The 23,774-nt window shown below is 71.2% G+C and carries 28 protein-coding genes and 2 pseudogenes; 15 read left to right on the forward strand and 15 right to left on the reverse strand.

From position 1 onward, the window contains the following. Positions 1 to 83: 83 nt before the first annotated feature. Complete coding sequence (gene serC, locus OG455_RS17505; RefSeq protein WP_266294741.1) at positions 84 to 1,205, forward strand: phosphoserine transaminase; 1,122 nt, start codon at positions 84 to 86, stop codon at positions 1,203 to 1,205. Positions 1,206 to 1,446: 241 nt separating this feature from the next. On the opposite strand, the gene OG455_RS17510 is transcribed toward serC, so the two are convergent. Continuing rightward, positions 1,447 to 2,214: an SDR family oxidoreductase gene (locus OG455_RS17510; protein ID WP_266294743.1), complete on the reverse strand. Its 768-nt coding sequence runs from the start codon at positions 2,212 to 2,214 to the stop codon at positions 1,447 to 1,449. A 78-nt stretch (positions 2,215 to 2,292) separates the two neighbouring features. Here OG455_RS17510 and OG455_RS17515 point away from each other — a divergent pair, with 78 nt between their 5' ends. Next, positions 2,293 to 2,913 carry a TetR/AcrR family transcriptional regulator gene (locus OG455_RS17515; RefSeq protein ID WP_266294745.1) on the forward strand — a complete coding sequence of 207 codons (621 nt, stop codon included), beginning with the start codon at positions 2,293 to 2,295 and terminating at the stop codon, positions 2,911 to 2,913. Here OG455_RS17515 and thpR read toward each other — a convergent pair. From thpR to OG455_RS17530, 3 genes are all read right to left on the reverse strand, one after another. Then, positions 2,891 to 3,478: an RNA 2',3'-cyclic phosphodiesterase gene (gene thpR, locus OG455_RS17520; RefSeq protein ID WP_266294747.1), complete on the reverse strand. Its 588-nt coding sequence runs from the start codon at positions 3,476 to 3,478 to the stop codon at positions 2,891 to 2,893. The genes OG455_RS17515 and thpR overlap by 23 nt on opposite strands. 31 nt (positions 3,479 to 3,509) lie before the next feature. Continuing rightward, a complete protein-coding gene (locus OG455_RS17525; protein ID WP_266294754.1) occupies positions 3,510 to 4,046 on the reverse strand; it encodes a GNAT family N-acetyltransferase in 537 nt (178 codons plus the stop codon). A 196-nt stretch (positions 4,047 to 4,242) separates the two neighbouring features. Next, a complete protein-coding gene (locus tag OG455_RS17530) occupies positions 4,243 to 4,941 on the reverse strand; it encodes an SDR family oxidoreductase (RefSeq protein WP_266294756.1) in 699 nt (232 codons plus the stop codon). Between the two features lie 196 nt (positions 4,942 to 5,137). On the opposite strand from OG455_RS17530, the pseudogene OG455_RS42230 reads away from it, so the two are divergent. Together OG455_RS42230 and OG455_RS17535 are read left to right on the forward strand one after the other, a co-directional pair. Then, positions 5,138 to 5,854: pseudogene (locus tag OG455_RS42230) on the forward strand (alpha/beta fold hydrolase); the annotation flags it as partial. A 109-nt stretch (positions 5,855 to 5,963) separates the two neighbouring features. Next, complete coding sequence (locus OG455_RS17535; protein WP_266294758.1) at positions 5,964 to 6,515, forward strand: GNAT family N-acetyltransferase; 552 nt, start codon at positions 5,964 to 5,966, stop codon at positions 6,513 to 6,515. Between the two features lie 11 nt (positions 6,516 to 6,526). Here the strand turns inward: OG455_RS17535 and OG455_RS17540 are convergent, their stop codons facing one another. Both OG455_RS17540 and OG455_RS17545 read right to left on the reverse strand, forming a co-directional pair. Beyond that, the gene (locus OG455_RS17540) at positions 6,527 to 6,730 is read right to left on the reverse strand and encodes a DUF397 domain-containing protein (RefSeq protein ID WP_266294760.1); all 204 of its coding nucleotides are present in this window, start codon (positions 6,728 to 6,730) and stop codon (positions 6,527 to 6,529) included. A 34-nt stretch (positions 6,731 to 6,764) separates the two neighbouring features. Further along, positions 6,765 to 7,589 (reverse strand): annotated as a pseudogene (locus OG455_RS17545) (Scr1 family TA system antitoxin-like transcriptional regulator); the annotation flags it as partial. 149 nt (positions 7,590 to 7,738) lie between these two features. Here OG455_RS17545 and OG455_RS17550 point away from each other — a divergent pair. The 5 genes from OG455_RS17550 (at position 7,739) to OG455_RS17570 (ending at position 9,548) form a co-directional block, all read left to right on the forward strand. After that, on the forward strand, positions 7,739 to 8,065 hold the full coding sequence (locus OG455_RS17550) for a hypothetical protein (RefSeq protein ID WP_266294762.1): 327 nt from the start codon (positions 7,739 to 7,741) through the stop codon (positions 8,063 to 8,065). Next, positions 8,062 to 8,265: a hypothetical protein gene (locus tag OG455_RS17555; RefSeq protein ID WP_266294764.1), complete on the forward strand. Its 204-nt coding sequence runs from the start codon at positions 8,062 to 8,064 to the stop codon at positions 8,263 to 8,265. The genes OG455_RS17550 and OG455_RS17555 overlap by 4 nt, the downstream gene beginning before the upstream one ends. A 52-nt stretch (positions 8,266 to 8,317) precedes the next feature. Continuing rightward, positions 8,318 to 8,788 (forward strand): NUDIX domain-containing protein, encoded by a 471-nt coding sequence (locus OG455_RS17560; protein WP_266294766.1) that lies wholly within the window; start codon positions 8,318 to 8,320, stop codon positions 8,786 to 8,788. Positions 8,789 to 8,868: 80 nt separating this feature from the next. Continuing rightward, the gene (locus tag OG455_RS17565; protein ID WP_266294768.1) at positions 8,869 to 9,153 is read left to right on the forward strand and encodes a hypothetical protein; all 285 of its coding nucleotides are present in this window, start codon (positions 8,869 to 8,871) and stop codon (positions 9,151 to 9,153) included. Beyond that, entirely contained in the window at positions 9,135 to 9,548 is a 414-nt protein-coding gene (locus OG455_RS17570; RefSeq protein ID WP_266294770.1) for a DNA-binding protein, read from the forward strand. The genes OG455_RS17565 and OG455_RS17570 overlap by 19 nt, the downstream gene beginning before the upstream one ends. A gap of 137 nt (positions 9,549 to 9,685) precedes the next feature. On the opposite strand, the gene OG455_RS17575 is transcribed toward OG455_RS17570, so the two are convergent. Then, complete coding sequence (locus OG455_RS17575; protein ID WP_266294772.1) at positions 9,686 to 10,696, reverse strand: YafY family protein; 1,011 nt, start codon at positions 10,694 to 10,696, stop codon at positions 9,686 to 9,688. A gap of 96 nt (positions 10,697 to 10,792) precedes the next feature. Here OG455_RS17575 and OG455_RS17580 point away from each other — a divergent pair, with 96 nt between their 5' ends. Together OG455_RS17580 and OG455_RS17585 are read left to right on the forward strand one after the other, a co-directional pair. Continuing rightward, a complete protein-coding gene (locus OG455_RS17580) occupies positions 10,793 to 11,200 on the forward strand; it encodes a VOC family protein (RefSeq protein WP_266294774.1) in 408 nt (135 codons plus the stop codon). Between the two features lie 56 nt (positions 11,201 to 11,256). After that, positions 11,257 to 11,775: a GNAT family N-acetyltransferase gene (locus tag OG455_RS17585; protein ID WP_266294776.1), complete on the forward strand. Its 519-nt coding sequence runs from the start codon at positions 11,257 to 11,259 to the stop codon at positions 11,773 to 11,775. Between the two features lie 24 nt (positions 11,776 to 11,799). On the opposite strand, the gene OG455_RS17590 is transcribed toward OG455_RS17585, so the two are convergent. Both OG455_RS17590 and OG455_RS17595 read right to left on the reverse strand, forming a co-directional pair. Continuing rightward, on the reverse strand, positions 11,800 to 13,128 hold the full coding sequence (locus OG455_RS17590; protein WP_266300848.1) for an MFS transporter: 1,329 nt from the start codon (positions 13,126 to 13,128) through the stop codon (positions 11,800 to 11,802). A 282-nt stretch (positions 13,129 to 13,410) separates the two neighbouring features. After that, the gene (locus OG455_RS17595) at positions 13,411 to 13,845 is read right to left on the reverse strand and encodes a MarR family winged helix-turn-helix transcriptional regulator (RefSeq protein WP_266294778.1); all 435 of its coding nucleotides are present in this window, start codon (positions 13,843 to 13,845) and stop codon (positions 13,411 to 13,413) included. Positions 13,846 to 14,081: 236 nt separating this feature from the next. On the opposite strand from OG455_RS17595, the gene OG455_RS17600 reads away from it, so the two are divergent. Together OG455_RS17600 and OG455_RS17605 are read left to right on the forward strand one after the other, a co-directional pair. Then, positions 14,082 to 15,698 carry an MFS transporter gene (locus OG455_RS17600; RefSeq protein WP_266294787.1) on the forward strand — a complete coding sequence of 539 codons (1,617 nt, stop codon included), beginning with the start codon at positions 14,082 to 14,084 and terminating at the stop codon, positions 15,696 to 15,698. A 184-nt stretch (positions 15,699 to 15,882) separates the two neighbouring features. Further along, a complete protein-coding gene (locus OG455_RS17605; RefSeq protein WP_266294789.1) occupies positions 15,883 to 16,206 on the forward strand; it encodes a hypothetical protein in 324 nt (107 codons plus the stop codon). A gap of 13 nt (positions 16,207 to 16,219) precedes the next feature. Here OG455_RS17605 and OG455_RS17610 read toward each other — a convergent pair whose 3' ends face one another. Next, complete coding sequence (locus tag OG455_RS17610; RefSeq protein WP_266294791.1) at positions 16,220 to 17,143, reverse strand: DUF4231 domain-containing protein; 924 nt, start codon at positions 17,141 to 17,143, stop codon at positions 16,220 to 16,222. Positions 17,144 to 17,266: 123 nt separating this feature from the next. Next, positions 17,267 to 17,512 carry a hypothetical protein gene (locus OG455_RS17615; protein WP_266294793.1) on the reverse strand — a complete coding sequence of 82 codons (246 nt, stop codon included), beginning with the start codon at positions 17,510 to 17,512 and terminating at the stop codon, positions 17,267 to 17,269. A gap of 159 nt (positions 17,513 to 17,671) precedes the next feature. Here OG455_RS17615 and OG455_RS17620 point away from each other — a divergent pair, with 159 nt between their 5' ends. Next, on the forward strand, positions 17,672 to 18,289 hold the full coding sequence (locus OG455_RS17620; protein ID WP_266294794.1) for a histone deacetylase: 618 nt from the start codon (positions 17,672 to 17,674) through the stop codon (positions 18,287 to 18,289). 207 nt (positions 18,290 to 18,496) lie between these two features. Next, positions 18,497 to 19,462 carry an IS5 family transposase gene (locus OG455_RS17625; protein ID WP_266290267.1) on the forward strand — a complete coding sequence of 322 codons (966 nt, stop codon included), beginning with the start codon at positions 18,497 to 18,499 and terminating at the stop codon, positions 19,460 to 19,462. On the opposite strand, the gene OG455_RS17630 is transcribed toward OG455_RS17625, so the two are convergent. The 4 genes from OG455_RS17630 to OG455_RS17645 all read right to left on the reverse strand — a co-directional run bounded on the left by OG455_RS17630 (position 19,371) and on the right by OG455_RS17645 (position 23,423). Further along, positions 19,371 to 20,027, reverse strand: a complete 657-nt coding sequence (locus OG455_RS17630) for a hypothetical protein (RefSeq protein ID WP_266290265.1) — start codon at positions 20,025 to 20,027, stop codon at positions 19,371 to 19,373. The two genes, OG455_RS17625 and OG455_RS17630, sit on opposite strands and share 92 nt — an antisense overlap. Before the next feature lie 730 nt (positions 20,028 to 20,757). Then, the gene (locus tag OG455_RS17635) at positions 20,758 to 21,249 is read right to left on the reverse strand and encodes a hypothetical protein (protein ID WP_266294795.1); all 492 of its coding nucleotides are present in this window, start codon (positions 21,247 to 21,249) and stop codon (positions 20,758 to 20,760) included. A gap of 326 nt (positions 21,250 to 21,575) precedes the next feature. Then, positions 21,576 to 22,862 (reverse strand): VanZ family protein, encoded by a 1,287-nt coding sequence (locus OG455_RS17640; protein WP_266294796.1) that lies wholly within the window; start codon positions 22,860 to 22,862, stop codon positions 21,576 to 21,578. An 81-nt stretch (positions 22,863 to 22,943) separates the two neighbouring features. Further along, a complete protein-coding gene (locus OG455_RS17645) occupies positions 22,944 to 23,423 on the reverse strand; it encodes a hypothetical protein (protein WP_266294798.1) in 480 nt (159 codons plus the stop codon). Positions 23,424 to 23,774 lie beyond the last annotated feature (351 nt).

Here is a 23,774-nt window from a genome sequence, read left to right on the forward strand (position 1 = left end):
CGGGCCGTCCGGCCGCTGAGGTGCTCATCTCAGCGGCCGGACAGCCGTCCGGGGGCCCTCACGCGGCGCAGTAGGCTGCGCGCGTGGCCCAGATTCAGATCCCCGCTGACCTCAAGCCCGCCGACGGCCGTTTCGGCTGCGGCCCGTCCAAGGTGCGCCCCGAGGCACTCAGTGCCCTCGCCGCCACCGGTACCTCACTGCTCGGCACCTCGCACCGCCAGGCTCCCGTCAAGAACCTGGTGAAGCGCGTGCGCGAGGGCGTGAGCAGCCTCTTCTCGCTCCCCGAGGGATACGAGGTGGTGCTCGGCAACGGCGGCTCCACCGCCTTCTGGGACATCGCCGCCCTCGGGCTGGTGCGCCAGAAGTCGCAGCACCTGAACTTCGGCGAGTTCTCCTCGAAGTTCGCCTCCTCGGTCAAGGCCGTGCCGTGGCTGGACGACCCGAGCGTGATCAAGAGCGAGCCCGGCACCCACCCGCTGCCGGTCGCCGAGGCCGGCGTCGACGTCTACGCGCTGACCCACAACGAGACCTCCACCGGCGTCGCGATGCCGATCCGCCGCCCGGCGGGCACCGCGGGCGACGGCTCGCTGGTCCTGGTGGACGCCACCTCGGGCGCCGGCGGCCTGCCGGTGGACATCACCGAGACCGACGTCTACTACTTCGCGCCGCAGAAGTCCTTCGCCTCGGAGGGCGGGCTCTGGCTGGCCGCCTTCTCGCCGGCCGCCCTGGAGCGCGCCGCCGAGATCGCCGGCTCCGGCCGCTACATCCCGCCGTTCTTCGACCTGCCGACCGCGATCGACAACTCCTCGAAGGACCAGACGTACAACACCCCGGCGATCGCCACCCTCTTCCTGCTGGCCGACCAGCTGGAGTGGCTGAACGGCAACGGCGGGCTCGACTGGGCCGTCGCCCGTACGGCTGAATCCTCGGGCCACCTCTACGGCTGGGCCGAGAAGTCCGCCTTCGCCAACCCGTTCGTCGCCGAGCCGGCCGAGCGCTCCCAGGTGGTCGGCACCATCGACTTCGACGAGTCGATCGACGCGGCCGCCGTCGCCAAGGCACTGCGCGCCAACGGCATCGTGGACACCGAGCCCTACCGCAAGCTGGGCCGCAACCAGCTGCGGATCGCGATGTTCCCGGCGATCGACCCCGCCGACGTGCAGGCGCTGACCGCGTGCGTCGACTACGTGGTCGACCAGCTCTGACCAGCCTGACCAGCCTGACCTGACCCGCCTGACCTGCTCTGACCTGCTCTGACCTGCTGAGCAACGGCGAACGGGCCGCCGCCCCTCGGGGCGGCGGCCCGTTCGCCTCTCCTGCGGCGCTACCTCTGCACCAGGGCGCCGATCAGCACGCCGACCAGGATCAGCAGGAAGGCGCCGGTGACGATGCGGGAACGAGTCTTGGGATCCACGTTTCGAGCGTACCCGGCGCACCTGAGCCCGCTCAGAGCCGGGAGCCCCCGGTGGCGTCCAGCAGCTGGCCGGTGACCCAGCGGGCGTCGTCCGAGGCGAGGAACGCCACCACGTCGGCCACGTCGGCGGCGGTGCCCAGCCGGTTGAAGACCGAGTAGGCCTCGGCCCCGGCGCGCGCGGCCGGGTCGGCCAGCCAGTCGGCGTTGGTGTCCGTGTCGATCACCCCCGGCGCCACCGTGTTGACCGTCACACCGCGCTCGCCGAGCTGCTGGGCCAGGGCCGCCGTCAGCACCTCCAGGGCGCCCTTGGCGGCCGCGTAGGCGATCAGGCCGGGCGTGGCGATCCGGGTCGCGCCGGTGGAGACGTTGACGATCCGGCCGCCGTCCCGCAGCCGTGCCAGCCCCTGCTGGAGGATGAAGAACGGCGCCTTCACGTTGACCGCGAAGACCCGCTCGTACGCCTCCTCGGTGACCTCCTCGATGGTGCCCCGGGCCGCGATCCCGGCGTTATTGACCAGGATGTCCAGGCCGGCCGCGTCACCCCGGGCCGCCAGCGCCCCGTCGAAGGCGGCCCAGAGCGCCGCCGCGTCCCCGGGCACGCCCAGCTCGGCGCCGATCGCGAACGCCCGGCCGCCGGCCGCCTCGATCTCGGCCACCGTCTCCTTGGCCGCCGTCTCGTTGCCGCCGTAGTGCACCGCCACCAGCGCGCCCTCGCGCGCCAGCCGCAGCGCGATCCCCTTGCCGATCCCCCGACTGCCGCCGGTCACCAGTGCCGTCCTGCCGGAAAGTCCGCTGCCCATCGCCCCTCGCCTTTCTGTAGCGGTCGCTATGGAAAGAACGTAGCACGGTTTCTGTAGTGGTCGATATAGAATCTGGACATGACGACATCCCCGACCCGTGGCCGCCCCCGGTCCTTCGACCGCGAGGCGGCGCTGGACGCGGCCACCCGGCTGTTCTGGGAGCAGGGCTACGAGGCCACCTCGATCGCCGACCTGACGGCGGTGATGGGCATCCGGGCGCCCAGCCTCTACGCGGCCTTCGGCGACAAGCGGACGCTCTTCGAGGAGGCGGTCGGCGCCTACCGCGACTCCTACGGCGCCTTCATGGCCCGCGCGCTCGCCGAGGAGCCGACCGTGCGCGGCGGGGTGGCGCGCCTGCTGCGCGAGACGGCGCGGGAGTTCAGCGCGCCCGGGCGGCCGCACGGCTGCCTGGTGATCAGCGCTGCGGTCAACTGCGGAGACCCTGAGGTGCGGGCTCGGCTGCGGGCGATCCGGGAGGGCAACACCGCCGAGATCCAGCGGCGGATCGCGGCGGCGGTGGCGAGCGGCGAGGAGCCGCCGGAGGCCGACCCGCGCGCCCTGGCCCGGCTCACCGGCGCGGTGGTGCAGGGCATGTCGCAGCAGGCCAGGGACGGGGTCGGGCGGGCGGATCTCGAACTGGTCGCGGCGGCGGCGATGCGGGCCTGGCCGGCGGCGGTCAGCCCGGCGGCGGCGGGGTGAGCGGAGGGGTGAGCGGAGGGGTGAGCGGCCAGCGGTCGACGGTGGTGTAGCGGGCGCGGCCGCTGTCGAAGTCGCTGCGCATCAGCCGGAACTCCGCCGCCGGCCAGCCTGCGCCCTGGAACCCGGCCAACTGCTCGGCGGCCGTGCGGATGACGGTGCGCCCCTCGCGACCGTCGCGGGCCAGGGTGAGATGGGGGTGGAACCCGGACTGCTCCGCCGCGTCCAGCACCTCGGCCGCCGCCCGCGTGACGCCCTGGGCGAGCGAGCGGAGCACCCGCGTCTGCCCGGCCACCCCGGCCCACAGGACGCGGTCACCGAAGTGGCCACCCCCGGCCAGGCACAGGCGGTGCGGGGGCGAGCCGAGCGCGGCCCGCCCGAGGGCGGCGCGCAGCGGGGGCAGTTGGTCCTCGGGCACCGACCCGAGGAACGCGAGGGTGAGGTGCCAGCCCTCCTCCGCCGTCCAGCGCAGCCGCTCGGCTCCGGGCAGCGCGCGCAAGGGGGCGACGGCGGCGGCGAGTTCGGCCACCGCGTCGGCGGGCGGCAGGACGGCGACGAAGAGTCTCATGGGCGGGCGCTCCCCGGCGGTTGCCGCGAACTCAGCTGGACGGCGTGACCGGGGACCGCAGGCCGAGCCACTGTTCGGCGTCCCAGGCGTGGTACCGCTCCACCTCGGTGAACCCCAGCTTCGCCGCGAGGCGCATCGAGCCGGTGTTGGCGGTCTGGGTGGCGAGTACCACCGGCTCGCCGGGAAGGGCGCCGTCGAGCCAGTCGAGCGCCGCCGCGCACGCCTCGGCGGCGTATCCGGATCCCCACGCCCGTGGCAGGAACAGGTAGCCGAGATCGGGCTTCCCCGCAGCAGCCGGGCGATGCTGCTCCGACGCCCTCCTGAGCAGGATCTGGCCGATCATCACCCCGTCGAGGTCAACGACGAAACTCCCCGGCCACCGCTCGGGCACCTCGGGCAGCTCGCGCTCGAGCTCGTCACGCGACCGGGGGCCGCCGAGGTAGGCGTGCACCTCCGGCGACGCCAGCAACTCGACGAACGCCGCACGGTCCCGGGCCTCGGACTCACGGAGCAAGAGCCTCTCGGTCCTGATCGGCTCAGGCGGCCAAACCACGGGTCCCAGTTCCATCCGCGCACGCTAACACGTGGTCGAACCAGCCGAACGGGGATGCCTGGCTCCACCTGGATCCGAACCCCGAACAAGGCCTGGACGTACTGGCCCGTGAGGTCCGGGCCTCGACTCCCGGGGGCGGATGGCCCAGCTCCAGTCGTGGATCGTGGCCTGATGCCGCTCATGCGCCCCGGCGCCCGCAGCGCGATCGAGATCAGTTGACCTGGCCGGCGGGCCGCACAACGAGGTGATTGACGTCCACGCCTTCGGGTTGATCGACGGCGAACAGGATCGCCTCGGCGACCTGCTCGGCGGTCAGTGTCGGCGCCGCTGCGGGTGATCCACCGCGCTCGTCCCAGAACGGGGTGTCCACAACCCCTGGGGCGACAAGAGTGACGCCGACGCGGTCCTTGGCCACCAGGAGCCGGACGTTCTCGGCCAGGGCGTGCGCGGCCCACTTGGTGACGGAGTACAGGTTGCCGGGCGTGTTCCTGGTGCCCGCGACCGAACCGACGATCACGATCCGGCCCTTGGACTTCCTCAGGTGTGGCAGTACCTCGCGTACCAGCAGAGCCGGGCCGAGGACGTTGGTGAGAACCATGGCACGCATGGCCGCAGGGTCGTGGTCCTCCAGCGTGCCGGGCAGGGAGAACCCGGCGTTCGCGATCACCGTGTCCAATCGGCCCCACAGGCCCACGACTTGACGCACGGCATCGGCGACATGGCGCTCGTCGCCGGCGTCACCGATGATGGTCAGCAACCGCTCGCCCGCTCCGGTGGAGGTGGCGAACGCGGCCAGGCGATCGGCATCGCGGCCGGTGATCGCCACGCGGTGGCCTTGCTTGAGCAGGACACGGGCAGTGGCCGCACCGATCCCGCTCGAACCGCCGGTGATCAACGTGACGGGTTCCATGGCACGGCCTCCTTGGTGACGGCGGTATCGGCGATGCGCCAGGCTCCAGGTGTCGATGAACACCGAGTTGGCGGACGCAGGCTACCCGATAGTCATGATGTCGTGAGGCAACACGAATATCGGGCGGCCCGCGCTGCGAGTACCGGCAACAACGAAGATCACGATCTACGACTGGAGCACTCGGATCGACCGCCATATGAAGGACTGTCAATTCACCGGCCGCGACGGCGTGGAGCTGGCGTGCCGCGAGACCGGGCCCGGGTCCGGTCGACCGCTGATCCTGCTGCACGGCTTCATGGGCGCGGGTTCGCACATGCTCGACGGCTGGGCCGACACATTCGCCGAGCGGGGGCGCCGCGTCATCGCGCCGGACTTCCGTGGCCACGGGCAGAGCACGCGGCCGCACGACCCCGCCGCCTACCCGCCGGACGTCCTGACCGATGACGTGCTCGCCCTGGTCGAGCACCTCGGTCTCGGCGACGGGGAGTACGACCTCGGCGGCTACTCGCTCGGCGCGCGGACCGTGCTGCGCCTGCTCGCCCGGGGCGCCCGGCCGGGCCGCGCGATCGTGGCCGGGCAGGGACTGGCGAAGGTGACCGGCCCCCAGGGCAGGGCGAGTCACACCGTGCTCACCGCGCTCGTCGCCGGGGAGCCGATCGAGCCCGGCTCGCGCGACGCGCTCATCGCGCAGTGGATCACGAAGCTCGACGCCGACCCCCTGGCGCTGCTGCTCGTGCTGGACTCGCTCCTCCCGACCCCGGCGGACGCCCTGCACCGGATCACCGTCCCGACCCTCGTCGCGATCGGCGACCGGGACGACCGCGCGGACGCCGACGAGCTGGCGGCGCGCCTGGGCGACGCCCGCTTCATCCAGGTGCCGGGCGGTCACCAGAGCGCCTTCACCGCGCCTGAGCTGCTCGCGGCCATGGCGGAGTTCCTCGGCGGGGGGGTGAACCAGGACGAACGGGACACCGAGGGAATTCGGTTGTGCCCGCCACCAGGGCGGATGCCAGAATCAGCGGATGACGCACATCATCAGGTCCGTACGGCAGGACGACTGGACCAGGGCCAAGGCGCTGCGGCTGGACGCGTTGCGGGATCCGATCGCGCACCTCGCCTTCCTCGACACCTACGAGCAGGCCGCCGCCCGCCCCGACGAGTTCTGGCAGGACCGTGCCGCCGGAGCCGCCGAGGGCAGGACCAGCCGGCAGTTCGTCGCGGAGGCCGCGGACGGGCGCTGGCTCGGCACGGTCTCCGTGCTGGTCGAACGGTCCGGCACCGAGACCTTCTTCGGCGACGTCCCCGAGGTGTCCCAGACGCACATCGTGGGCGTCTTCGTCCGGCCCGAGGCGCGCGGCACCGGGCTCACACAGGAACTCTTCCGAGCCGCCCTGGCCTGGTCCTGGTCACTGGCCGAGCCGCGGATCGACCGCGTACGGCTCTTCGTGCACGAGGACAACCCCCGAGCGGAAGCGCTCTACGCCAAGGTCGGATTCAAGCGCACCGGCTTCTCGATCTCCGCCGCCAAACAGCCCACGAGCAGCGAGATCGAACTCGCCCTCCTCCGCGCCTGACAGCGCCGCGATCAACTCCTGCGGAGCGCCCCTGCCTTGACGCCGTCCACAAAAGCGGAGAAGGAGGCAGCGGGGAAGACGAGGGCGGGGCCCGCCGGGTCCTTGGAGTCACGCACGGGGACGAGGCCGTGGGTAGCGGATTGCGGGGCGCACTCGACGCACTGGCCGCCGCTCCCATCCGAGTAGCTGCTCTTGACCCACAAGAGGCTGGTCATCCGTCATTCCCTCCATAACGCTTCGAACCAACTCTGCCGAAGCTGCAAGTGGCAGAGCCTGTGCGCGGACCCGATCATACGCATCGACACACCTGCTCACCCGGCGCGCATCGTCAATGAAGTGCCCCTGCTCGAAGCTCTCGGAATAGACGCGCTTCTGGCCGCTTCCCTGCTCAAGAATGATCATCCCGCTCATAGGGAGGCGCGTCGCCTCCCCGTCACCGAACGGCAGCACCTGGAGCACAACGTTGGGCAACTGCATCATCGTGAGCAAGTGAGACAGCTGCTGCTGCATCAGTTCGCGACTCCCCACCACCCGCCGCAACGCCGCCTCGTCGACCACACAGACCAGACCGAGGCCGCCTGGCTCAAACAGCCTCCCCCGCCGGGACATTCTTTCCCGCACTCTGTCAGCGATCTGCTTCTCTCCCTCCCACGGGTTGTGCGCGGCGAATAGCGCCCGCATGTACGGCTCGATCTGCAGGAGGCCTGACAAGCGACCGGTAGACAGGTCGTACGACCGCACAGCCTTCGCCTCGGCCTTCCGATACTCCTCATACGCATCCCAGTTCGGGTGCGGCTGCGACAGGTACGGCTCCACCAGCTTGAACGCCGTCCACAACCGCCCACCCGCACCCAGCGCCTCGTCCAGCCGTCTCGCCCACTGCTCGTCCGGCTGGCTCTTGCCCAGCTCCAGGTGGCTGATCATCGTCTGATGTGTCGTCAGCAGGTCCGCCAGCTGCGCCTGGGTCAGCCCCCGCTCCTCCCGGATCATCCGCAGCACCCGGCCCCACGTCATCGGGCCCTCGTCCGACGCTGCCCCACCGTCAATGACTTCCAGCTCAACAGCCATGATCATCCCCTCAACAGTCTTGGCAAGTCTCTTGCCCAACCGCTTGTGACGCCATGGTCACACCACGAGACTGAAGTCCGCAGGGAAAATGGCTAAAAATCCCCGTTTTGCCCTGCTATGCCATGATCTGCCATCAGCTGCGGAGCCGATCTGCCATGAAGAGCCACGACCACCCCACCCACACCCCGCCCCCGCCCGTCATCGAGCGCGGCCTGCCCGAGTGCGAGTGCCCCGCCGAGTGCGGCGGCCGGCCCGAGCTCTTCCAGCGCCTCGCCCCGGCCTACCCGACCGTCGACCCGTACACCAGCAAGCCTCCCGAGCACCCCCACCTGCCCAGCAGGCGCGGCGAGTTGGTGCATGACACGCTCAACAACCGGTCCGGCGTGGTGATGGACCGCACCCGCGACCTCGTCTACCTGCGCCCCGAACGCGGCGGCCAGGAATGGGACGTCGACGTGAAGTGGCTGGTGAAGCCCTCGTGACCCACCCCCGCCGCCAAGCGGCCGCCGCCCTGGCCGACTTCACCGGCGCCCTCACCGACGCGGACGTCGACCTCCCCGACCTCGGCGACGGCTGGCGCATCACCCCGGACGGCACCGTCCTCGTCCAGCTCCGCCCACTCCACCTTACCGAGCTGCACCAACTCGCCCGCGCCGTCCGCCCCGTGAACATCACCCCGTGAAAGTCGGCCCGCCCGACGTCCCCTCCCCTCCCCTCCGCCGCCGAGGACCCCGATGCTCCCCCGCCTGCTCACCGTCCGCGCCGTCCTCACCCACCCGCACGACGCCACCGTCCTGCTGCTCGACCTCGCCGCCCGCCCGTGCCGCCAACTCCCGGGCGGGCCGACCGATCCGGACGACCCCCCGCACCTCGCCGCCCGCCGGTACGTGCGCACGCAGCTGGGCCTGGACCTGCGCTTCACCGGCACCGACCTGGCGGCCGTCGACTACACCGCCGCCGACTTCCACACTCCGGAGACCGTCACCCTCCTCTTCACCAAGCCCCTCACCACCGCGCAGACCACCGCCGCCCGGATCCCCAGCGCCGCCGCCCACACCGTGCACGGCTACGCCTGGGCCGACCCGGCCACCGCCGCCCCGACCCCCTGCGAGCGCGACCCCCTCCACCACGCCGCCCTCGCCCTGGCCCGCACCCGCTCCCCCACCGCCCCGACCTACTTCGTGGCGGGCCACCCGCCCGACTGACCGGTGCGGCCGGACCAGCAGCTGGAGCTGCTCCGGCCTGGCCACGGCCCATATTCCTACTCATTTGATAATCACGACCCATGACTGAGACGCCCTACAGCATCGGCGCGGGGCCGGCCACCAGGGTCAGCCTCTCCCTGCCCGAAGGTACGGCCGAGGCCATCCGCCAACGGGTGGGCAAGCGCGAGTTCTCCGCGTTCATCACGGCGGCCGTCGAGCGGGAGCTGCGCGGGCAGATCCTGGACGAGTACCTGGCCGATTACGAGCGTCGGCAGGGACCGATCTCGGCGGCGGAGCAGGAGCGCGCGCGGCAGGTCTTCGACGGCGTCTTCGCCGAGGAGGGCGGATGGCCCGTCGCAGGCTGACTCACGAGGGCACCTTGGTGCTCGACTCCGAGGGTCTCTCCAAGCTGCTCAGTGACCACGAGCCCGTCGTCGCGCTGGTCGCGGAGGGCCGGAAGCGGGGGATGGAGGTGGTGACCAGCGCTCTGCCCATCATCGAGGCCGTGCCCGCCCGCACCGACCAGGCCCGTCTCCGGTGGCTCCTCTCCGGGCTGCGGATCGCCCAGGTGGGGGACGAGGAGGCCCGAGCGGCCTCCTCGATGCTGATCGCGGCAGGCCTGCACGGTCACAAGTACGCGATCGACGCGGCGGTGGCCGAGCTGGCACTGCGTCAGCAGCGCCCGGTGGTCCTGCTGACGTCGGACGTCGACGACATGACCAAGCTCTGCGGGGATCGCATCCGGCTCATCGCCGTCTGACGGCTGCCACCCGACAGATCGGCGGCCCGCCGTCCTCGCCCTCCACCACGCCGCCCGCACGCCCACCGCCCACCGCCCCACCGCCCCGGCCTACTTCGCGGCGGGCCGCCCGCCGAACTGAGCCCGCGCCGCCTGCCTCAGCTGCGGCGGGCGGAGGCCGCGAGGCGGTCGGCGAGGGCGGCCACCAGGTCGCGGAGTTCGTCCGGGCGCTCGACGGCGAACGGCAGGTCGAGCGAGGCGAGCAGCGCCGGGAGCCAGTCGAGCCGCTCAACCCGCAGCTCGACGCGGTGCCAGCGCTCGGCCTGCGGCGGCTCCTCGCCCACCGCGAGCGGGTCCTCCTCCAGCCGTGCCAGCCCGGCGGGGAGCCGGGCCCGGATCCGCTCGACCGTCCCCTGGATCCGCACCACCACCTCGTACCGGTACGCCGCACCGGCCAGCCCCGCCAGCACGTGCCGCGCCGGATCGAGCCCGGCGGGCGGCTCGAAGGAGCCGGGCAGCGCCCGCGCGTCCGCGATCCGGTCGAGCCGGAAGGTCCGGTCCTCGCCGATCCCGGGGTCGGCCCCGGTGACGTACCAGCGGCCCGCGTGGGTGACGATCCCGTACGGGTGCAGCGTGCGTTCGCTGCGCCGGCCGTCCCGCCCGGTGTACCGGATCGAGACCGGCCGGCGGTGGCGCACCGCGTCGGCGACGGTCAGCAGGATCCCGGTCTCCGGAACGGCGCCCTCCTGCGGCGGAGCGGTGAACGAGAGGGATTCGAGGACGGCGTGCAACCGGCGGGCGAGCCGCTCGGGCAGCACCCGCCGGATCTTGGCCGCCGCCGTCTCGCTCGCCGCGCCCGCCGCGCTCGCCGCACCCGCCGTCGCCGGTAGCCCCGCCCGGCGGGCGGTCAGCAGGCCGAGCAGCACGGCGAGCGCCTCGTCGTCGTTGAGCATCAGCGGCGGCAGGCGGTACCCGGGGCCGAGCCGGTAGCCGCCGTAGCGGCCGCGCACCGACTCGACGGGCACGTCGAGGTCGATCAGGTGGTCCACGTACCGGCGCACGGTGCGTCCTTCGACACCGAGCCGGTCGGCGAGTTCGGCCACCGTGCGGGTGCCGCCGGACTGCAGGAGCTCCAGAAGGGTGAGCACGCGGCCAGTGGGTCGAACCATGGTGCCGAGCCTAACCCCGATACCGGACCGTTTCTGTCCACTATGAGGTCTAGCGTGCGAAGGGCAACAGCACCTCCGAAACCAAGGGAGCCCACCATGGACCTCGTCTCGATCCGTGTCATCACGGACGACGTCGCCCGCCTCGTCGCCTTCTACGAGCGCACCACCGGAGTGCGGGCGCACTGGTCCACCGAGGACTTCGCCGAGCTCCGGACCGCCGGCGGCACCCTCGCGATCGGCAGCACCCGCACGGTCGCGCTCTTCGCGCCCGGTGCCGCCAAGCCGGCGGCCAACAGCAGCGTGATCATCGAGTTCCTCGTCGACGACGTGGACGCCGTCCACCGCAACCTGCTCGACTTCGTCGAGGAGTTCGTCAACGAGCCCACCACGATGCCCTGGGGCAACCGCTCGCTGCTGTTCCGCGACCCGGACGGCAACCTCGTCAACTTCTTCACGCCCGTCACGCCGGCCGCCATCGAGCGGTTCGCCCGCCAAGCCCGGTAGGGCCCTGGCGGAAAAGGACGACCGCGGAGCGGCGCGCCCGGGGTAGAACAGACCCCATGAAGATCCGCACCGCCACCCCCGACGACCTCCCCGCCGTCCTCGCCCTCGGCGACTCCGCCGTCGCCTGGCTGACCGCCCAGGGACGGACCGGGCAGTGGGGCAGCAGGGAGTGGTCGACCCACCCCGCCGACGTCGAGCGGATCGGGCGCTACGCCCGCGACTACCTGATGCGGCTCGCCGAGGACGACGAGGGCCGGGTGGTCGGCGTCTGCGTGCTGGCCCAGGAGCTGCCCGTGCACGTCACCCCGGCCGAGCTGCCCGAGCTCTACATCCGGCTGCTGATCACCGACCGCGCGCGCAAGGGCAGCGGGATCGGCGCGGCGCTGGTGGCCGACGCGCGGGCGGAGACCGTCCGGCGCGAGCTGCCGCTGCTGCGGGTGGACTGCTACCGGGGCGACGACCAGGCGCTGGTGCGCCAGTACCTCGCGCTCGGCTTCACACCCTGCGACACCTATGACGCCGTGCTCGCGGACGGCACGTCGTGGCCCGGCCAGGTCCTGGAGATCAGGCTCTGACCGGGCCACCCACCTGACGTCGCGTCAGCAGGCCGTGGCCAGCTCACGCTGTGGGGCGCGCTGGCGCGGCACGAAGGCCACCACCCGGCCGGCGCGGCCGCGGTGCAGGTCGACCGCGAGTCGCAGGTCCGCGCAGCGGGCCAGCACCAGGCCGATCACCGCCGCCGCCAGCGCCGAGACCACGCCGCAGGCGAGCATGCCCAGCCGGGGCCCGTAGGCGTCGGTGACCCAGCCGACCAGCGGGGCGCCGACGGGCGTGCCGCCGGTGAAGACCAGCACCATCAGGCCCATCACCCGGCCGCGCATCTCGGGGTCGGTGGCCAGCTGCACGTACGAGTTGATCGCCGTGTTGAAGGTCAGCCCGAAGATCCCGATCAGGGTGAGCAGCACCGCGAAGCTCCAGTAGCCGGGCGCGAAGGCGCCCAGCACCTCCAGCAGCCCGAAGCCCAGCGCCGCACCGGTCAGCCAGCGCAGCCGCGGGTTGCCCCGGCGGGCGGCGTAGAGCGCGCCGGCCAACGAGCCGAGCGCCATCGCGGTGTTCAGCAGGCCGTAGCGGCCCGGACCGACGTGGAAGGTGTCGTGGGCAAAGCCGGAGAGCAGGGTGGGGAAGTTGAAGCCGAAGGTCCCGATGAAGCCGGCCAGCACCAGCGGCCACATCAGGTCGGGGCGCTCGCGCACGTAGTGCAGCCCCTCGCGCAGCTGGCCCCTCTCGCGCGGGATCCGCTCGACCGGGCGCAGTTCGCTGGTCCGCATCGCCAGCAGGCCGCCGATCACCGCCGCGAAGGAGAGCGCGTTGAGCGCGAAGGCCCAGCCGCTGCCCACCGCCGCGATCAGCAGGCCGGCCACCGCCGGGCCGACCAGGCGGGCGGTCTGGAAGTTGGCGGCGTTCAGGCTCACCGCGTTGCTCAGGTGCTCGGGGCCCACCATCTCGGAGACGAAGGCCTGGCGGGTCGGCGTGTCGACCACGGTCACCAGGCCGAGCAGCAGCGCGAAGGCGTAGACGTGGTAGGCCGTCACCACGCCGGAGATGGTCATCGCGGCCAGGCCGGCGGCCAGCAGGCCCATCGCGCCCTGGGTGGCGATCAGCATCCGCCGCTTGGGCATCCGGTCGGCGAGCACTCCGCCGAAGAGGCCGAGCAGCAGGGTGGGCAGGAACTGCATGGCGGTGGTGATGCCGACCGCGAGCGGGCTGCCGGTGAGGCTCAGCACCAGCCAGTCCTGGGCGATGCGCTGCATCCAGCTGCCGGTGTTGCTGACGATCTGCCCGGCGAAGAAGTACCGGTAGTTGCGCACCCGCAGCGAGGAGAAGGTCCCCGTGGGGCGGGTGAACCGCGTGGAACCCGCGGTCCCCAGTGCGGCGGTCTCAGCCGCCGCGGTGCGTTCGCAGGGGTCGTCGTCGCCGGGCGCGGTCACCGGCGTGGCCACCGCAGTGGCGAGGTTCGTGGTCGGGATGGTGGTGTCGTCGGGACGGGTGATGGCGCCGGCTGCGCCCTGCGGTGTCACGTACTGCTCCCCTCGTGGCGCGGCTCCGGTCCTGGCCGGAGCCGCGCTGCTGGTCTTCCTGATCGTTCCTGCGGTGATGCCGTTGTCCTCTCTCCGGTCCGACGTGTCCTGGTGCGGCGCGGCGTGGCTGCGCTACAGGTGCGCGAGCTTGTACAGCGCGGGCGCGGCCGCCCGTACCGTGGCCCATTCCTCCTCGGTCAGCTGGGAGGCGAGCTCCGCGAGCCAGGCGTTGCGCCGCCGGCGGCTCTCGTCGAGGATCTCCGCGGCCTGGTCGGTCATGCTGACCACCACCTGCCGCCGGTCCTCGGGATGCGGCTCGCGCCGCACCAGCCCCTTCTCCTCCAACATCGCGATGATTCGCGTCATCGACGGCGGCTGCACATGCTCCCGCCGCGCCAACTCCCCCGGTGTGGCGCTCCCGCACCGGGCCAGCGTCCCCAGCACCCCCATCTCGGTGGGGCTGAGCGACTGCTCCACATGCTGGTGTCGCAATCTGCGCGCCAGCCGCATCACGGACGACCGCAGCTGACTGACAGCGGCGAGGTCGCCCTCGGACATCTCGGACATGATCCTTAGACTACGTCATTACTCTCTCTAATTAAAATCAGTATCGCTCGCGCCCCACCAGCACCCACCGGCACCACCGGCACCACCGGCACCCACCGGCACCCACCGGCACCGCTGGAGCCCACCGGCACCCACCGACGCCGACCAGTGCCGACCAGTGCCAACCGGCTGACACCCTGCTGGCACCCGTCGCGGGTCGGGGCTCCGCCCTCCGGGGCCGCTGGCACGATACGGCCATGGCACCCAGGGCAGGCACGCGCGAGCGTCCCGCGACGGCCGGGCTCATCCTGCCGACGCTCGCGGCCGGACAGTTCCTGATGGCGCTCGACAGCTCCGTCATGAGCGTCTCCATCGCGACGGTGGCCGACGACGTGGGCACGACCGTGTCCGGGATCCAGGGCGCGATCACGGCCTACACGCTCGTGATGGCGATGCTCATGATCCCCGGCGGCAAGGTCGGCGCGCTCATCGGCCGCAAGCGCGCGTTCATGATCGGCTGCGCCATCTACGGCTGCGGCTCCCTCACCACCGCGCTCGCCCCGAACCTGCCCGTCCTGCTGATCGGCTGGTCGTTCCTCGAAGGGGTCGGCGCGGCGCTCATCCTGCCCGCGATCGTGGCGCTGGTCGCCGGAAACTTCGCCGTGGAGCGCCGGCCCGCCGCCTACGGGCTGGTCGCCGCCGCCGGGGCCGTGGCGATCGCGCTCGGACCGCTCATCGGCGGCGTCGCCACGACCTACTTCTCCTGGCGCTGGGTCTTCGCCGGCGAGTCCGTGATCGTGCTCGCCATCGTCCTCCTCGCCCGCCGGATCGCCGAGGCGCCGACCGACCGGCGCCCGCGCATCGACCTCCTCGGCGCCGTCCTCTCCGCCCTCGGACTCGGGGTCTTCGTCTTCGGCGTGCTCCGCTCCAGCGCATGGGGCTGGTTCCGACCGAAGCCGGACGCGCCCGCCTGGCTCGGCCTCTCCCCGGCCGTGTGGCTGATGCTGGCCGGCCTGCTGCTGATCTGGCTCTTCCTCCGCTGGGAGGCCCGCCTGGTGGAGCGGCGCGCGGAGCCGCTGGTGGACCCGGCCCTGCTGCGCAACCGGCAGCTGACCGGCGGCCTGACGATGTTCTTCTTCCAGTACCTCATCCAGATGGGCGTGTTCTTCGTCGTACCGCTCTACCTGTCGGTCGCGCTCGGCCTGTCCGCGCTCGCGACCGGCGCCCGCATCCTGCCGCTCTCGCTGACGCTGCTGGCCGCCGCCGTCCTGATCCCGCGGCTGCTGCCGGACGTCTCACCCCGGCGGGTGGTGCGGCTCGGCATCCTCGCCATGCTCGCGGGAGCGGTCGTCCTGCTGGCCGCGCTCGACACGCACGCGGGCGCCGAGATCGTCACCGTCCCGCTCCTGCTGATCGGGCTCGGCATGGGCGCCCTGGCCTCCCAGCTCGGGGCGGTCACCGTCTCCGCCGTCCCGGACGAGCAGAGCGCGGCGGTGGGCGGCATCCAGAACGCCGTCACCAACCTCGGCGCCTCGATCGGCACGGCGCTGGCCGGGTCGATCCTGATCGCCACGCTGACGACCGCGTTCCTGACCAGCGTCGAGCAGAATCCGGCGATCCCCGCCGAGGTCAAGAGCCAGGCGACCGTCCAGCTCCAGGGCGGTGCGCCCTTCCTGTCGGACGCCCAGCTCAGGGCCGCCCTCGATCAGGCGGGGGTGAGCGAGGAGACGGCCGCCGCCGCGCTCGACGCGAACGCGGCGGCGCGGCTCGACGGCCTGCGCGCCGCACTCGCCGCCCTCGCCTTCAGCGCCCTCGTCGCGCTGTTCTTCACCCAGCGGATCCCGACGAGCCAGCCCCGGTCGACAGAGCCCTAGCGGCGCACCGAGGGCGCCCACCCGCTGCCGCACCCGGCTCCGGCGGCGCCGACGCCCGCCCGCCCGCCCGCCCGCCCGAATTAACCCGTATGACACGCGATCAGTGCAAGAAGAACCGTTTCTCCTACTTGGCCCTACCTTACGTTGATCCCCGATGTCACCTTCATCGAAAGGGATCACCCTCATGCGTCTTCGCCACACCGTGGCCGCCGCCGGTGCGCTGCTGCTCGTGCTCTCCGTGCCCAGCTCAGCCTTCGCCGCCACCGGCGAGTTCGACTACCGCCTCCACGACGGCAAGAAGGCGGCGCTGAGCGACCCCGCGAGCAGTGAGTGCATCAACCTGGAAGGATCCGACGCGGACCACGCGGCCCACTCGCCGGAGAACTTCACCGATGCCACCGCCACCGTCTTCCTGGACAGCGACTGCAACGGCGACACGTACTACGTACTGAAGCCGGGCAAGAAGCTCGGCGAGAAGCTGAAGATGCGCTCGGTCATCTTCTCCTGACCCGGCGTCGGCGCTACTGCGGAAAGGCCCGCCGAGCCCGCCAGCTGGTGTGCTCGCGGGCCACCGCGTCCTCGACCTCGCCGGCCAGCCGGGCCCAACCGGCTTCGGCGTCCGGCACGTTCAGGTCCAGGGTGGAGAGCCTCCCCCAGACCTGGTCGAGTTCCCTGGCCGCGAGCTGGTAGGCCGAGACCAGCGGGCGCAGCTGCTTGAGCTGCGTCCACGCGATGACCGCGGCCGCGGCCGCCGAGCAGGCGCCGAAGATGCTCACCGAGATCGCGCCGAGCGCCTGCGCCACCGCCGCGGCGCCACCGACGATCAGCAGCGCCACCGTGCCCAGGCCCCAGGAGACGGCCTGCGACTCGCAGGCGTCCGCCTTGGCCAGGTACCAGGTGCGCTGGCCCTGCACCCGCAGCCGCAGGTACATGGTGCGGCGCGCGGTCAGGTCGGCGGCGCGCAACTGCCGCATCCCGTCGGTGATCTCGGGCGCCGCGTCGGGCGGGAGGGAGCCGCCCGCCTCGAAGGTCCGCAGCACCCCGGCGACCTGCTCCCGGTACCACTCGTCCACCTCGGGCGAGTCGGCCGGGCCGTCGAACGGGTGGGCCCGCACCGTGTACTTCCAGGCGAGCGTCTTCACCGACTCGGCGGCGGCCCGCGCCTCGTACCACCGGGCCTGCGGGTTCGCCCGGCGCAGCCTGGCCCAGAAGTACCCGGCCAGCAGGAAGGCGGCCACCGAGACGAACGGCGCCGCGCTGCCGTGCCCGCTGCTGCTCGGCGCGATCACCGCGCTGACCGCCGCCGCGACCACCAGCATCAGGATCATGCCGCGGTACCAGCGCAGGGTCTGCCGCTGTGCCTCGACGGACGCCTGGTCAGCCGTCCGGAACGGCTCCGGCAGGAAGTCCGCCTCGTCGATAGCGGTTGGATCCCATCGCGTCATCGGTCAGTGCCCCCTCACGACTCCACCGGCAGTATGCCCAGCCCCAACTGGGCTACACAGCGCGGTTTCCGGTCGATCACGGTCAACGGGCGCCCCGCCTCGATCGATACCGGTCAGCGCGGCTCAGCGCGACCCCGGGCGGGAGCGCGGCGCCCTCGCCCGGCGCCTGGGCCCCCGCCCGACGCGCGAGGCCGGGGCGATCGCCGCCACGAGGGCGAGCACAGCGCCGAGCAGCCCCAGCTCGGCGACGAGCAGCAGCGGCCCGTCCAGGGTGTGCGCCCCCTGCGGGATCGGCGCCGCCCAACCGCGCAGCGTCGACCACGTCCCCTCCACGCCGGCGCTCAGCGCGAACACGAGGACCGCCCCCACGACGCTCACCCGCACTCGCGCCCTCGACCGGACGCTCCCCCTCGCTCTCCGCATGGCACCATCCTCCCGCCCCGGGTCCACCCCGCGGAATCGGGATTACCCCCCAGCCGACCCTGACGGTTCCCCTACCGGGGCCACCCCACGTCCTACGCTTCCAGAATGACCGAGCCGCTGCTCTGGTACGCCGCCTACGGCTCCAACCTGCACCTCGCCCGCCTGACCGCCTACCTGGCCGGCGGCCGGCCCCCCGGCGGCGCCCACGAGCACCCCGGCTGCCGCGATCCGGGGCCGCCGCGCGACATCCGCGCGATCCAGCTGCCCGGCCGGGTGCACTTCGCCCTGGAGTCACTCCAGTGGACCGGCGGCATGGCCTTCTACGATCCGCTCGACCCGGGCCCGACCCCGGCCCGCGCCTACCTGATCACCGCCGAGCAGTTCGCCGACCTCGCCGCCCAGGAGATGCGCCGCCCGCCCGGCACCGATCTCGACCTGCGCGAGGCCCTCGCCCACGGCCGCGCCGCCCTGGGCCCCGGCCGCTACGAGACCCTGGTCCACCCCGGCACCCTCCAGGGCCGCCCACTGCTCACCTTCACCGCCCCCTGGCGCACCGCCGAGGCCCCCCTCGCCCCGCCGTCCGCCGCCTACCTGCGCCACCTGGCCGCCGGCCTGCGCGAGTCCCACGCCTGGGACACCCCCCGGATCGCCACCTACCTCGCCACCCGCCCGGGCGCCGCCGGCCACTGGACCCCGGAAGCCCTGGCCGAGCTGCTCACCTGACGCGCCTGCCGACCCACCCACTGCCGACCCGATCATCACTGACCAACCTTCAATTGAGAGCGTTGTGGTGAACCGTGCGGCGTTCGAGGTTTGCAGGTGGGGAGGGTGAGCGTTCGCACGCAGGTGCCCGTGACCGCTTGGGCGTGAAGCAACGGGCCCCTTGGTAGAGAGCTGGTTGTCGAGACCGCTTTCGCCCGAGGAGGCCCGTTGCCCAACCAGTTCAGCACTCCCGGTGCCGGCGAGTCCACTGCGCTCACTCCGGGGTGTGACTGCTACGTGCACCTGTACGGGGCGATCGGGGAGGGGCACCGCGCGCCGCGCTACGACAGCGACATGACGGACGCCGAATGGGCGGTGATCCGCGGCGCGATGCCGATGCCCGCCTGGCTGGAGGGGAAGGGCGGACGCCCTGAGGCGCACTGCCACCGGGGGGTGATCGACGCGGTGCGCTATCTGGTCGACAATGGCGTCAAGTGGCGCAATCTGCCTGCGGACTACCCCTTCTGGCGGGCGGTGTACGACTTCTTCCGCCGCTGGCGCCGCCACGGCTACATCCGCGAGCTCTACCAGCGCTTGCGCCGCACCGAGCGCAAGAAGCAGGGCAAGGCGACGGAGCCGAGCGCGGGCATCATCGACTCTCAGTCCGTGGACGGCTCGGAGACCTGTCCGGCCACCTCACGCGGCTTCGACGGCGGCAAGCTGCGCGACGGGCGCAAGCGCCACGTCCTGACCGACACCGGCGGACTGCTGCTGGAGGTCACCGTCACCGCGGCCAACGTGCACGACTCCAAGGCCGCCCCGGAGTTGCTCGAGGCATTCATGGCCGAGCCCGGACGGCTGCTCGAACTCGTGTGGACGGACTCCGCCTACCAGGGCCAGGAACTGGCCGACGCCTTCGCCGCGCACGGGGTGAGAGTGGAGGTGGTCAAGCGCACCGACGGAACCAAGGGGTTCAGGGTACTGGCGCGCAGGTGGGTGGTGGAGCGCACGCTCGGCTGGCTCTCGCGCTCGCGGCGCCTGAACCGCGACCACGAGCGCCGCGACGACCACCACGTGCAGATGGTGTGGTGGGCCGCCTCGATCACCCTCGGCCGGCGGATGGCCCGCCAGCGCCTGCACTGGCCCGAGTTCCGCCCGCACCGGCTCCCCGCGCCGGGCCCGGCGCGGGGATGAACAACCCGCCCGGCACCCGCCCCAGCCAGCCCCTGGCCTGCAGCGCATAGGCCCGGTGACGGACCTTCTCGATCTCCTTCAGCCGCTCTGCGTCCCGCCCCAGCGCGACAGTCAACGCCTTGACCGCCACCGGGGCACCCGCACCCGCGACCACATCGAAGACCTGCCGATAGGCCCCGGCCAGCACCTCCACGCCCAGGCCCGGCTGCCACGCAGGCGGCCGCGGATCGTAACCCGTCCGCAGGACCGAAGGCACCGCGGGCACTGCCGGCTCCGGCACGCCGTCCCCCGCCTCGTGCGGCGGCTGCGGCGGCACTTGCGGTGCCGTCACCGGCGCCAGCGCGCGAGCGGTGGGCGTCACCGCAGTCAGCGGCTGCACCATCACGGCCTCGGCCTCCTCCGCCAGCGCACGCAGCACCTCCTCCCGGCCGATCCGCGCACACTCCAACCGCTCCTGATGGACAGCCACCTGCTCCTGGGCCTCGCGCAGCAGCTCCTGCCAGGCATCCAACTCTTCCCGGGCCCGCGCCTCACGACGCTCCAGCAACGCAATCACCGACGGCACGAACGACACCTCCACCACCGACCCAACCAACCGTCAGCTGGCTGCCCTGAAGAAGCCATCCACACACCACCGTGCTGAGGAAACCGCAGCTCATCGAGCTACAGAGCGGTTCACCACAACGCTCTGAGACTCGTGTTATCTCTGTTCGGCAATCCGACCATGGAGCATCCACTGCGCATCGCGCTGCCCGACAGGGTCACGGCACTCTCCGCCCCGGCCCGTCCGGGCTGCTGTACGCGACGACCACCCACGGCCAGGATCAGAAGGAGACGGTGGTCGCCGCGCTGGACCTCACCGGCGCGACCCGCTGGCAGCGACAGTTCCCCTTCAGCGAGGCGCCCCGCTCCCGGGTCTCCGTCGACGGCACTGCCCGGGTGCCGTGCCTGCGGAAGTCCGGGACAGACCTCTGGGGCCACTGGCTCCCCGGCCTGGCACCACGGCGAGGGCAACCTGCGCGGGAACCCCTGCGTGTGACGGCCGGTGGCAGCCCACAGCACACAGAAGGCGATGGAGCCCACCAAACCCCCCGCGCCCATGCCAAGCGCCCCAGATCCCCTATTGGAAGAGCCGGTAAGCACCGGTCGACGGCGGCCTACGACCTGGACTCGAACAGCAGGCGGCCCCTGACCGAAGGTGCTGGTCAGGGGCCACTGTTCAAAGGCGCGAGCAGCGGAAGGTCCGGTCCAGGTTCCGGGGCTCCAGAGTGAGAGACCTTCCAAACGGTGCTCGTCTAGCACATGTAGATCGGAGGCGTCTGGAAGTTGCCCTGGTCCACGACGGCCAGAATTCCGACTACCTGAGGGCACCCGGGGAGACCAGTGTTGTACCAGGTGTAGTACTTTGTCTGACCCTTGTTCTCCGTGAATGTCCCCTCGTCGTTCTGAATTCCACTGCCCGAGTTGTACTGGAAGTCAGCCGAGATCTGCCCCCCGCCCGTCTTGGTGTACCAGTCGTTGATGTCCCAATTGCCCCAGGTGTTCGCGTCAGGCGTTACGCTGAGATACAGCGTGCCATTGCTCAGGCTGGTGCACGACTGGTCGGGCTCTCCGCAGTTGCCACCGTAAATATTGGGCCTCACGGCATTCGGCTTGGCAGCGTGCTGGGCGTGGGCCGGGGAAGCAGGGGCAGTGGGCTGACCTTCAGCGGCATTGGCGGCGCCAGCGGAAGAGATCAGCGCAAGGCCAGAAACTACGATTGCAACCATTCGACTCGCGGTTTTCATCTACGATCACCTCGGATTCGAATACTGTGAGCGGCCCTTTCCGCTCTGTGCCATGAGCATGACATCAATTCCCCGGACAGGCAATACCTATCCCAGCACCACCGAAGGCGATTAGTATCCGAACCATTCGGACGGGCTCGATACATAATTCCTTGCATTGGGATAATCTCGCCACCGGCGTGTGACAGCCATCCACGCATGACAGGATCGGCGCGCAAGCACACGACAGCGGCGCCCTGACGACCCACCTGCCTGTCGCGGGTCGAGCCGACCGCCCGCACACCGGGCTCTCCGCCGGCCACGCAGACACCCTCTTGTCAAGCGCTCTACGGCTGGGCCGAGCTCTGCACCATGACTCCCGTCGCTGCGTCAACTTCGTAGGACACGCCCTTCGCATCGGTATCAGTCGACACAGCGACCGTCACGGCCCAACAAGGCCGCCACTCCCCTCCCACCTGGGCGGCGAGGAGGAAGGCGTTCTGCACACCGCCCGGATGAGCCGTGGTGACGGTCGCAACAGCAGCCTCGCGGGACACGGTTACCGGAGCCAGCTGTGGGTCAGCGACGGATCGCGAACTGAACATGGCGATCTGCCCGCCCGGGTCCACCTCGATGTCCAGGCGCATGGGTTCCAGCAAGCCATCGGGGCGGAATCGGCGGTACTCGACGGTGCGCCGACCCTTGGCCGGGTCCACCTTGTAGACCCGCACGGTGGCGGCGACGATGTCCTGCGAGAACCACTGGTGTGCGAAGGCGTCGGCAGCGTTACGGGCTTCCGCATCGGAGCCCCCGTCAGCCGGCAGCCCCAGGCCGTTGACGGTGCCGCTGTAGAGCTGTCCGGACGGCCACTCGATGCTGAGCTGTTGCGTCCTGGTGGTGGCAATCAGCACCTCGGGGGTCTGCCCCAGCGCCGCTTCGTCCTGCACGTTCACCACCTCGGTACCTGGCCCGAAGACGAGTCCTGCGTCTTTGATGGCCAGAGTCCGCTTGTCCGAGGACTCGACTTTGGTCAGGCCACCCCCTGCCCACTGCGGGCTCACTGCCACGCTCTGCACGACAAGGAGGATGATCATCCCGGCGGCCAGGGGCATGCCACTCCGAAAGACTTCCCGCCCGGTCGGCATCACGAACGTGCCTCGCAGGCTGCGCCATGCCACGGCCAGGGCGACCCCCAGAAGAGCGCCGGTGGCGTTGGTGACGAAGTCCTGGGAGTCGCAAGCCCGTCCGATCTCCGGAAGCAGGGCCTGAGCCGTCTCCGTCGTGGCGGAGAGCAGCCAGCAGCCGGTCAGCATGATGAGCGGCCTGTTGACGAGAAGGACGCCGAGGAACGCCAGGGGCACATACATGACCACGTTCAGCAGCCCCTGCTGATCGGCGAACGCGCCGAGGAAGTCCTTGCTGTAAGAGCAGACGTCAGAGGCCGGCGAGCCATGCCCAGTGGGGTACAGCGTCGCCGTCACCTCCCCCGCCAATGAGACTGAGAACAGCACCGCGACCCAGCGGGCAAGCCTCCAGCGAGGGGCTAATAGCCACGCTGCCGCGCCAAGGGCTATGGCGACAATGAGGAAGGCCGGTAGCAGACCTGTATTGGCACGCAGGATCGCGCGGATCATGAGGCGCCTTTCTGATGTGACGACACGCGGGACGGGCCCACTCCCCCGCAGGGGGGTGGGCACCGAAGAAGACTTTCACGTTCAGCACATGTAGATCGGCGGAGTCTGGAAATTGCCCTGTCCCTGCACCGCCAGGATCCCCACGACCTGAGCACAGGAGCTGAAGTACTGGTAGTCCCACTCGAAGTACTTGCTCTGACCCGACGACTCCTGGAAGGCGCCCTGGTCCACTTGGATACCACTGCCCGCGTTGTACTCGAAGTCAGCCGTGATGGTGCCGCCACCGGACTTGTAGTAGTTGTCGATGACGGTGTACGGAGGCTCGCCTTGTCCCTCCCCGATGAGCGAAACAGTGAGCTTGCCGTTGGTCAGTGAAGTGCAGGAGGCCGTCAGGCCGCAGTTCCCGCCGATATCGGGCTTCATCCCCTTACCCGCGGCCGGAATGGGGGTGGAGGCGGTGCCGATGACGCGCTGGTTGGGTGTGGCATCGGCGGTGCCACTGACAGTCAGGAGCGTGGTGGCAGCGACGGCTAAGACTGCAACCGCGGCAGTGATGCGCATGGCGACCTTCTCTCGTGGTAGTAGGCAGGAGGATCACAGCCACGGTCGTGGGCGATCCGTGGGCCCCCGAACGATTCTCGGGGAATCCGACCGCCGTCGGCATGCGGAACCGGCCATGGGAGAAAAATCTGACGGTCCGTCACTTTCAGTTCGTGCCGGGCGCGCCCCAAGTGAGACGAGAGCGGACAAGGCGCCCGACGACGGTTCCGTACTGTCATGATCCTTTCATCGATGAGAGATTCATCACAGGCCTGGTTCAGTTGCTCACGCATGCAGGCCGAGAAGCCCCCTGGTGGGCGCCCCACGGCTTCGGGATTCCCCGCCTGACGGGTCGCCCACAGTGTCCAGATC

Source organism: Kitasatospora sp. NBC_01287 (assembly GCF_026340565.1).
Lineage (GTDB): Bacteria > Actinomycetota > Actinomycetes > Streptomycetales > Streptomycetaceae > Kitasatospora.

What these genes read in the sequence shown, in the direction of transcription:
- OG455_RS17510 (WP_266294743.1), bottom strand. Translation starts at nt 2,214, where the DNA reads ATGGGCAGCGGACTTTCCGGCAGGACGGCACTGGTGACCGGCGGCAGT.
- OG455_RS17515 (WP_266294745.1), top strand. Translation starts at nt 2,293, where the DNA reads ATGACGACATCCCCGACCCGTGGCCGCCCCCGGTCCTTCGACCGCGAG.
- thpR (WP_266294747.1), bottom strand. Translation starts at nt 3,478, where the DNA reads ATGAGACTCTTCGTCGCCGTCCTGCCGCCCGCCGACGCGGTGGCCGAA.
- OG455_RS17525 (WP_266294754.1), bottom strand. Translation starts at nt 4,046, where the DNA reads ATGGAACTGGGACCCGTGGTTTGGCCGCCTGAGCCGATCAGGACCGAG.
- OG455_RS17530 (WP_266294756.1), bottom strand. Translation starts at nt 4,941, where the DNA reads ATGGAACCCGTCACGTTGATCACCGGCGGTTCGAGCGGGATCGGTGCG.
- OG455_RS17535 (WP_266294758.1), top strand. Translation starts at nt 5,964, where the DNA reads ATGACGCACATCATCAGGTCCGTACGGCAGGACGACTGGACCAGGGCC.
- OG455_RS17540 (WP_266294760.1), bottom strand. Translation starts at nt 6,730, where the DNA reads ATGACCAGCCTCTTGTGGGTCAAGAGCAGCTACTCGGATGGGAGCGGC.
- OG455_RS17550 (WP_266294762.1), top strand. Translation starts at nt 7,739, where the DNA reads ATGAAGAGCCACGACCACCCCACCCACACCCCGCCCCCGCCCGTCATC.
- OG455_RS17560 (WP_266294766.1), top strand. Translation starts at nt 8,318, where the DNA reads ATGCTCCCCCGCCTGCTCACCGTCCGCGCCGTCCTCACCCACCCGCAC.
- OG455_RS17565 (WP_266294768.1), top strand. Translation starts at nt 8,869, where the DNA reads ATGACTGAGACGCCCTACAGCATCGGCGCGGGGCCGGCCACCAGGGTC.
- OG455_RS17570 (WP_266294770.1), top strand. Translation starts at nt 9,135, where the DNA reads ATGGCCCGTCGCAGGCTGACTCACGAGGGCACCTTGGTGCTCGACTCC.
- OG455_RS17575 (WP_266294772.1), bottom strand. Translation starts at nt 10,696, where the DNA reads ATGGTTCGACCCACTGGCCGCGTGCTCACCCTTCTGGAGCTCCTGCAG.
- OG455_RS17580 (WP_266294774.1), top strand. Translation starts at nt 10,793, where the DNA reads ATGGACCTCGTCTCGATCCGTGTCATCACGGACGACGTCGCCCGCCTC.
- OG455_RS17585 (WP_266294776.1), top strand. Translation starts at nt 11,257, where the DNA reads ATGAAGATCCGCACCGCCACCCCCGACGACCTCCCCGCCGTCCTCGCC.
- OG455_RS17595 (WP_266294778.1), bottom strand. Translation starts at nt 13,845, where the DNA reads ATGTCCGAGATGTCCGAGGGCGACCTCGCCGCTGTCAGTCAGCTGCGG.
- OG455_RS17600 (WP_266294787.1), top strand. Translation starts at nt 14,082, where the DNA reads ATGGCACCCAGGGCAGGCACGCGCGAGCGTCCCGCGACGGCCGGGCTC.
- OG455_RS17605 (WP_266294789.1), top strand. Translation starts at nt 15,883, where the DNA reads ATGCGTCTTCGCCACACCGTGGCCGCCGCCGGTGCGCTGCTGCTCGTG.
- OG455_RS17610 (WP_266294791.1), bottom strand. Translation starts at nt 17,143, where the DNA reads ATGACGCGATGGGATCCAACCGCTATCGACGAGGCGGACTTCCTGCCG.
- OG455_RS17620 (WP_266294794.1), top strand. Translation starts at nt 17,672, where the DNA reads ATGACCGAGCCGCTGCTCTGGTACGCCGCCTACGGCTCCAACCTGCAC.
- OG455_RS17635 (WP_266294795.1), bottom strand. Translation starts at nt 21,249, where the DNA reads ATGAAAACCGCGAGTCGAATGGTTGCAATCGTAGTTTCTGGCCTTGCG.
- OG455_RS17640 (WP_266294796.1), bottom strand. Translation starts at nt 22,862, where the DNA reads ATGATCCGCGCGATCCTGCGTGCCAATACAGGTCTGCTACCGGCCTTC.
- OG455_RS17645 (WP_266294798.1), bottom strand. Translation starts at nt 23,423, where the DNA reads ATGCGCATCACTGCCGCGGTTGCAGTCTTAGCCGTCGCTGCCACCACG.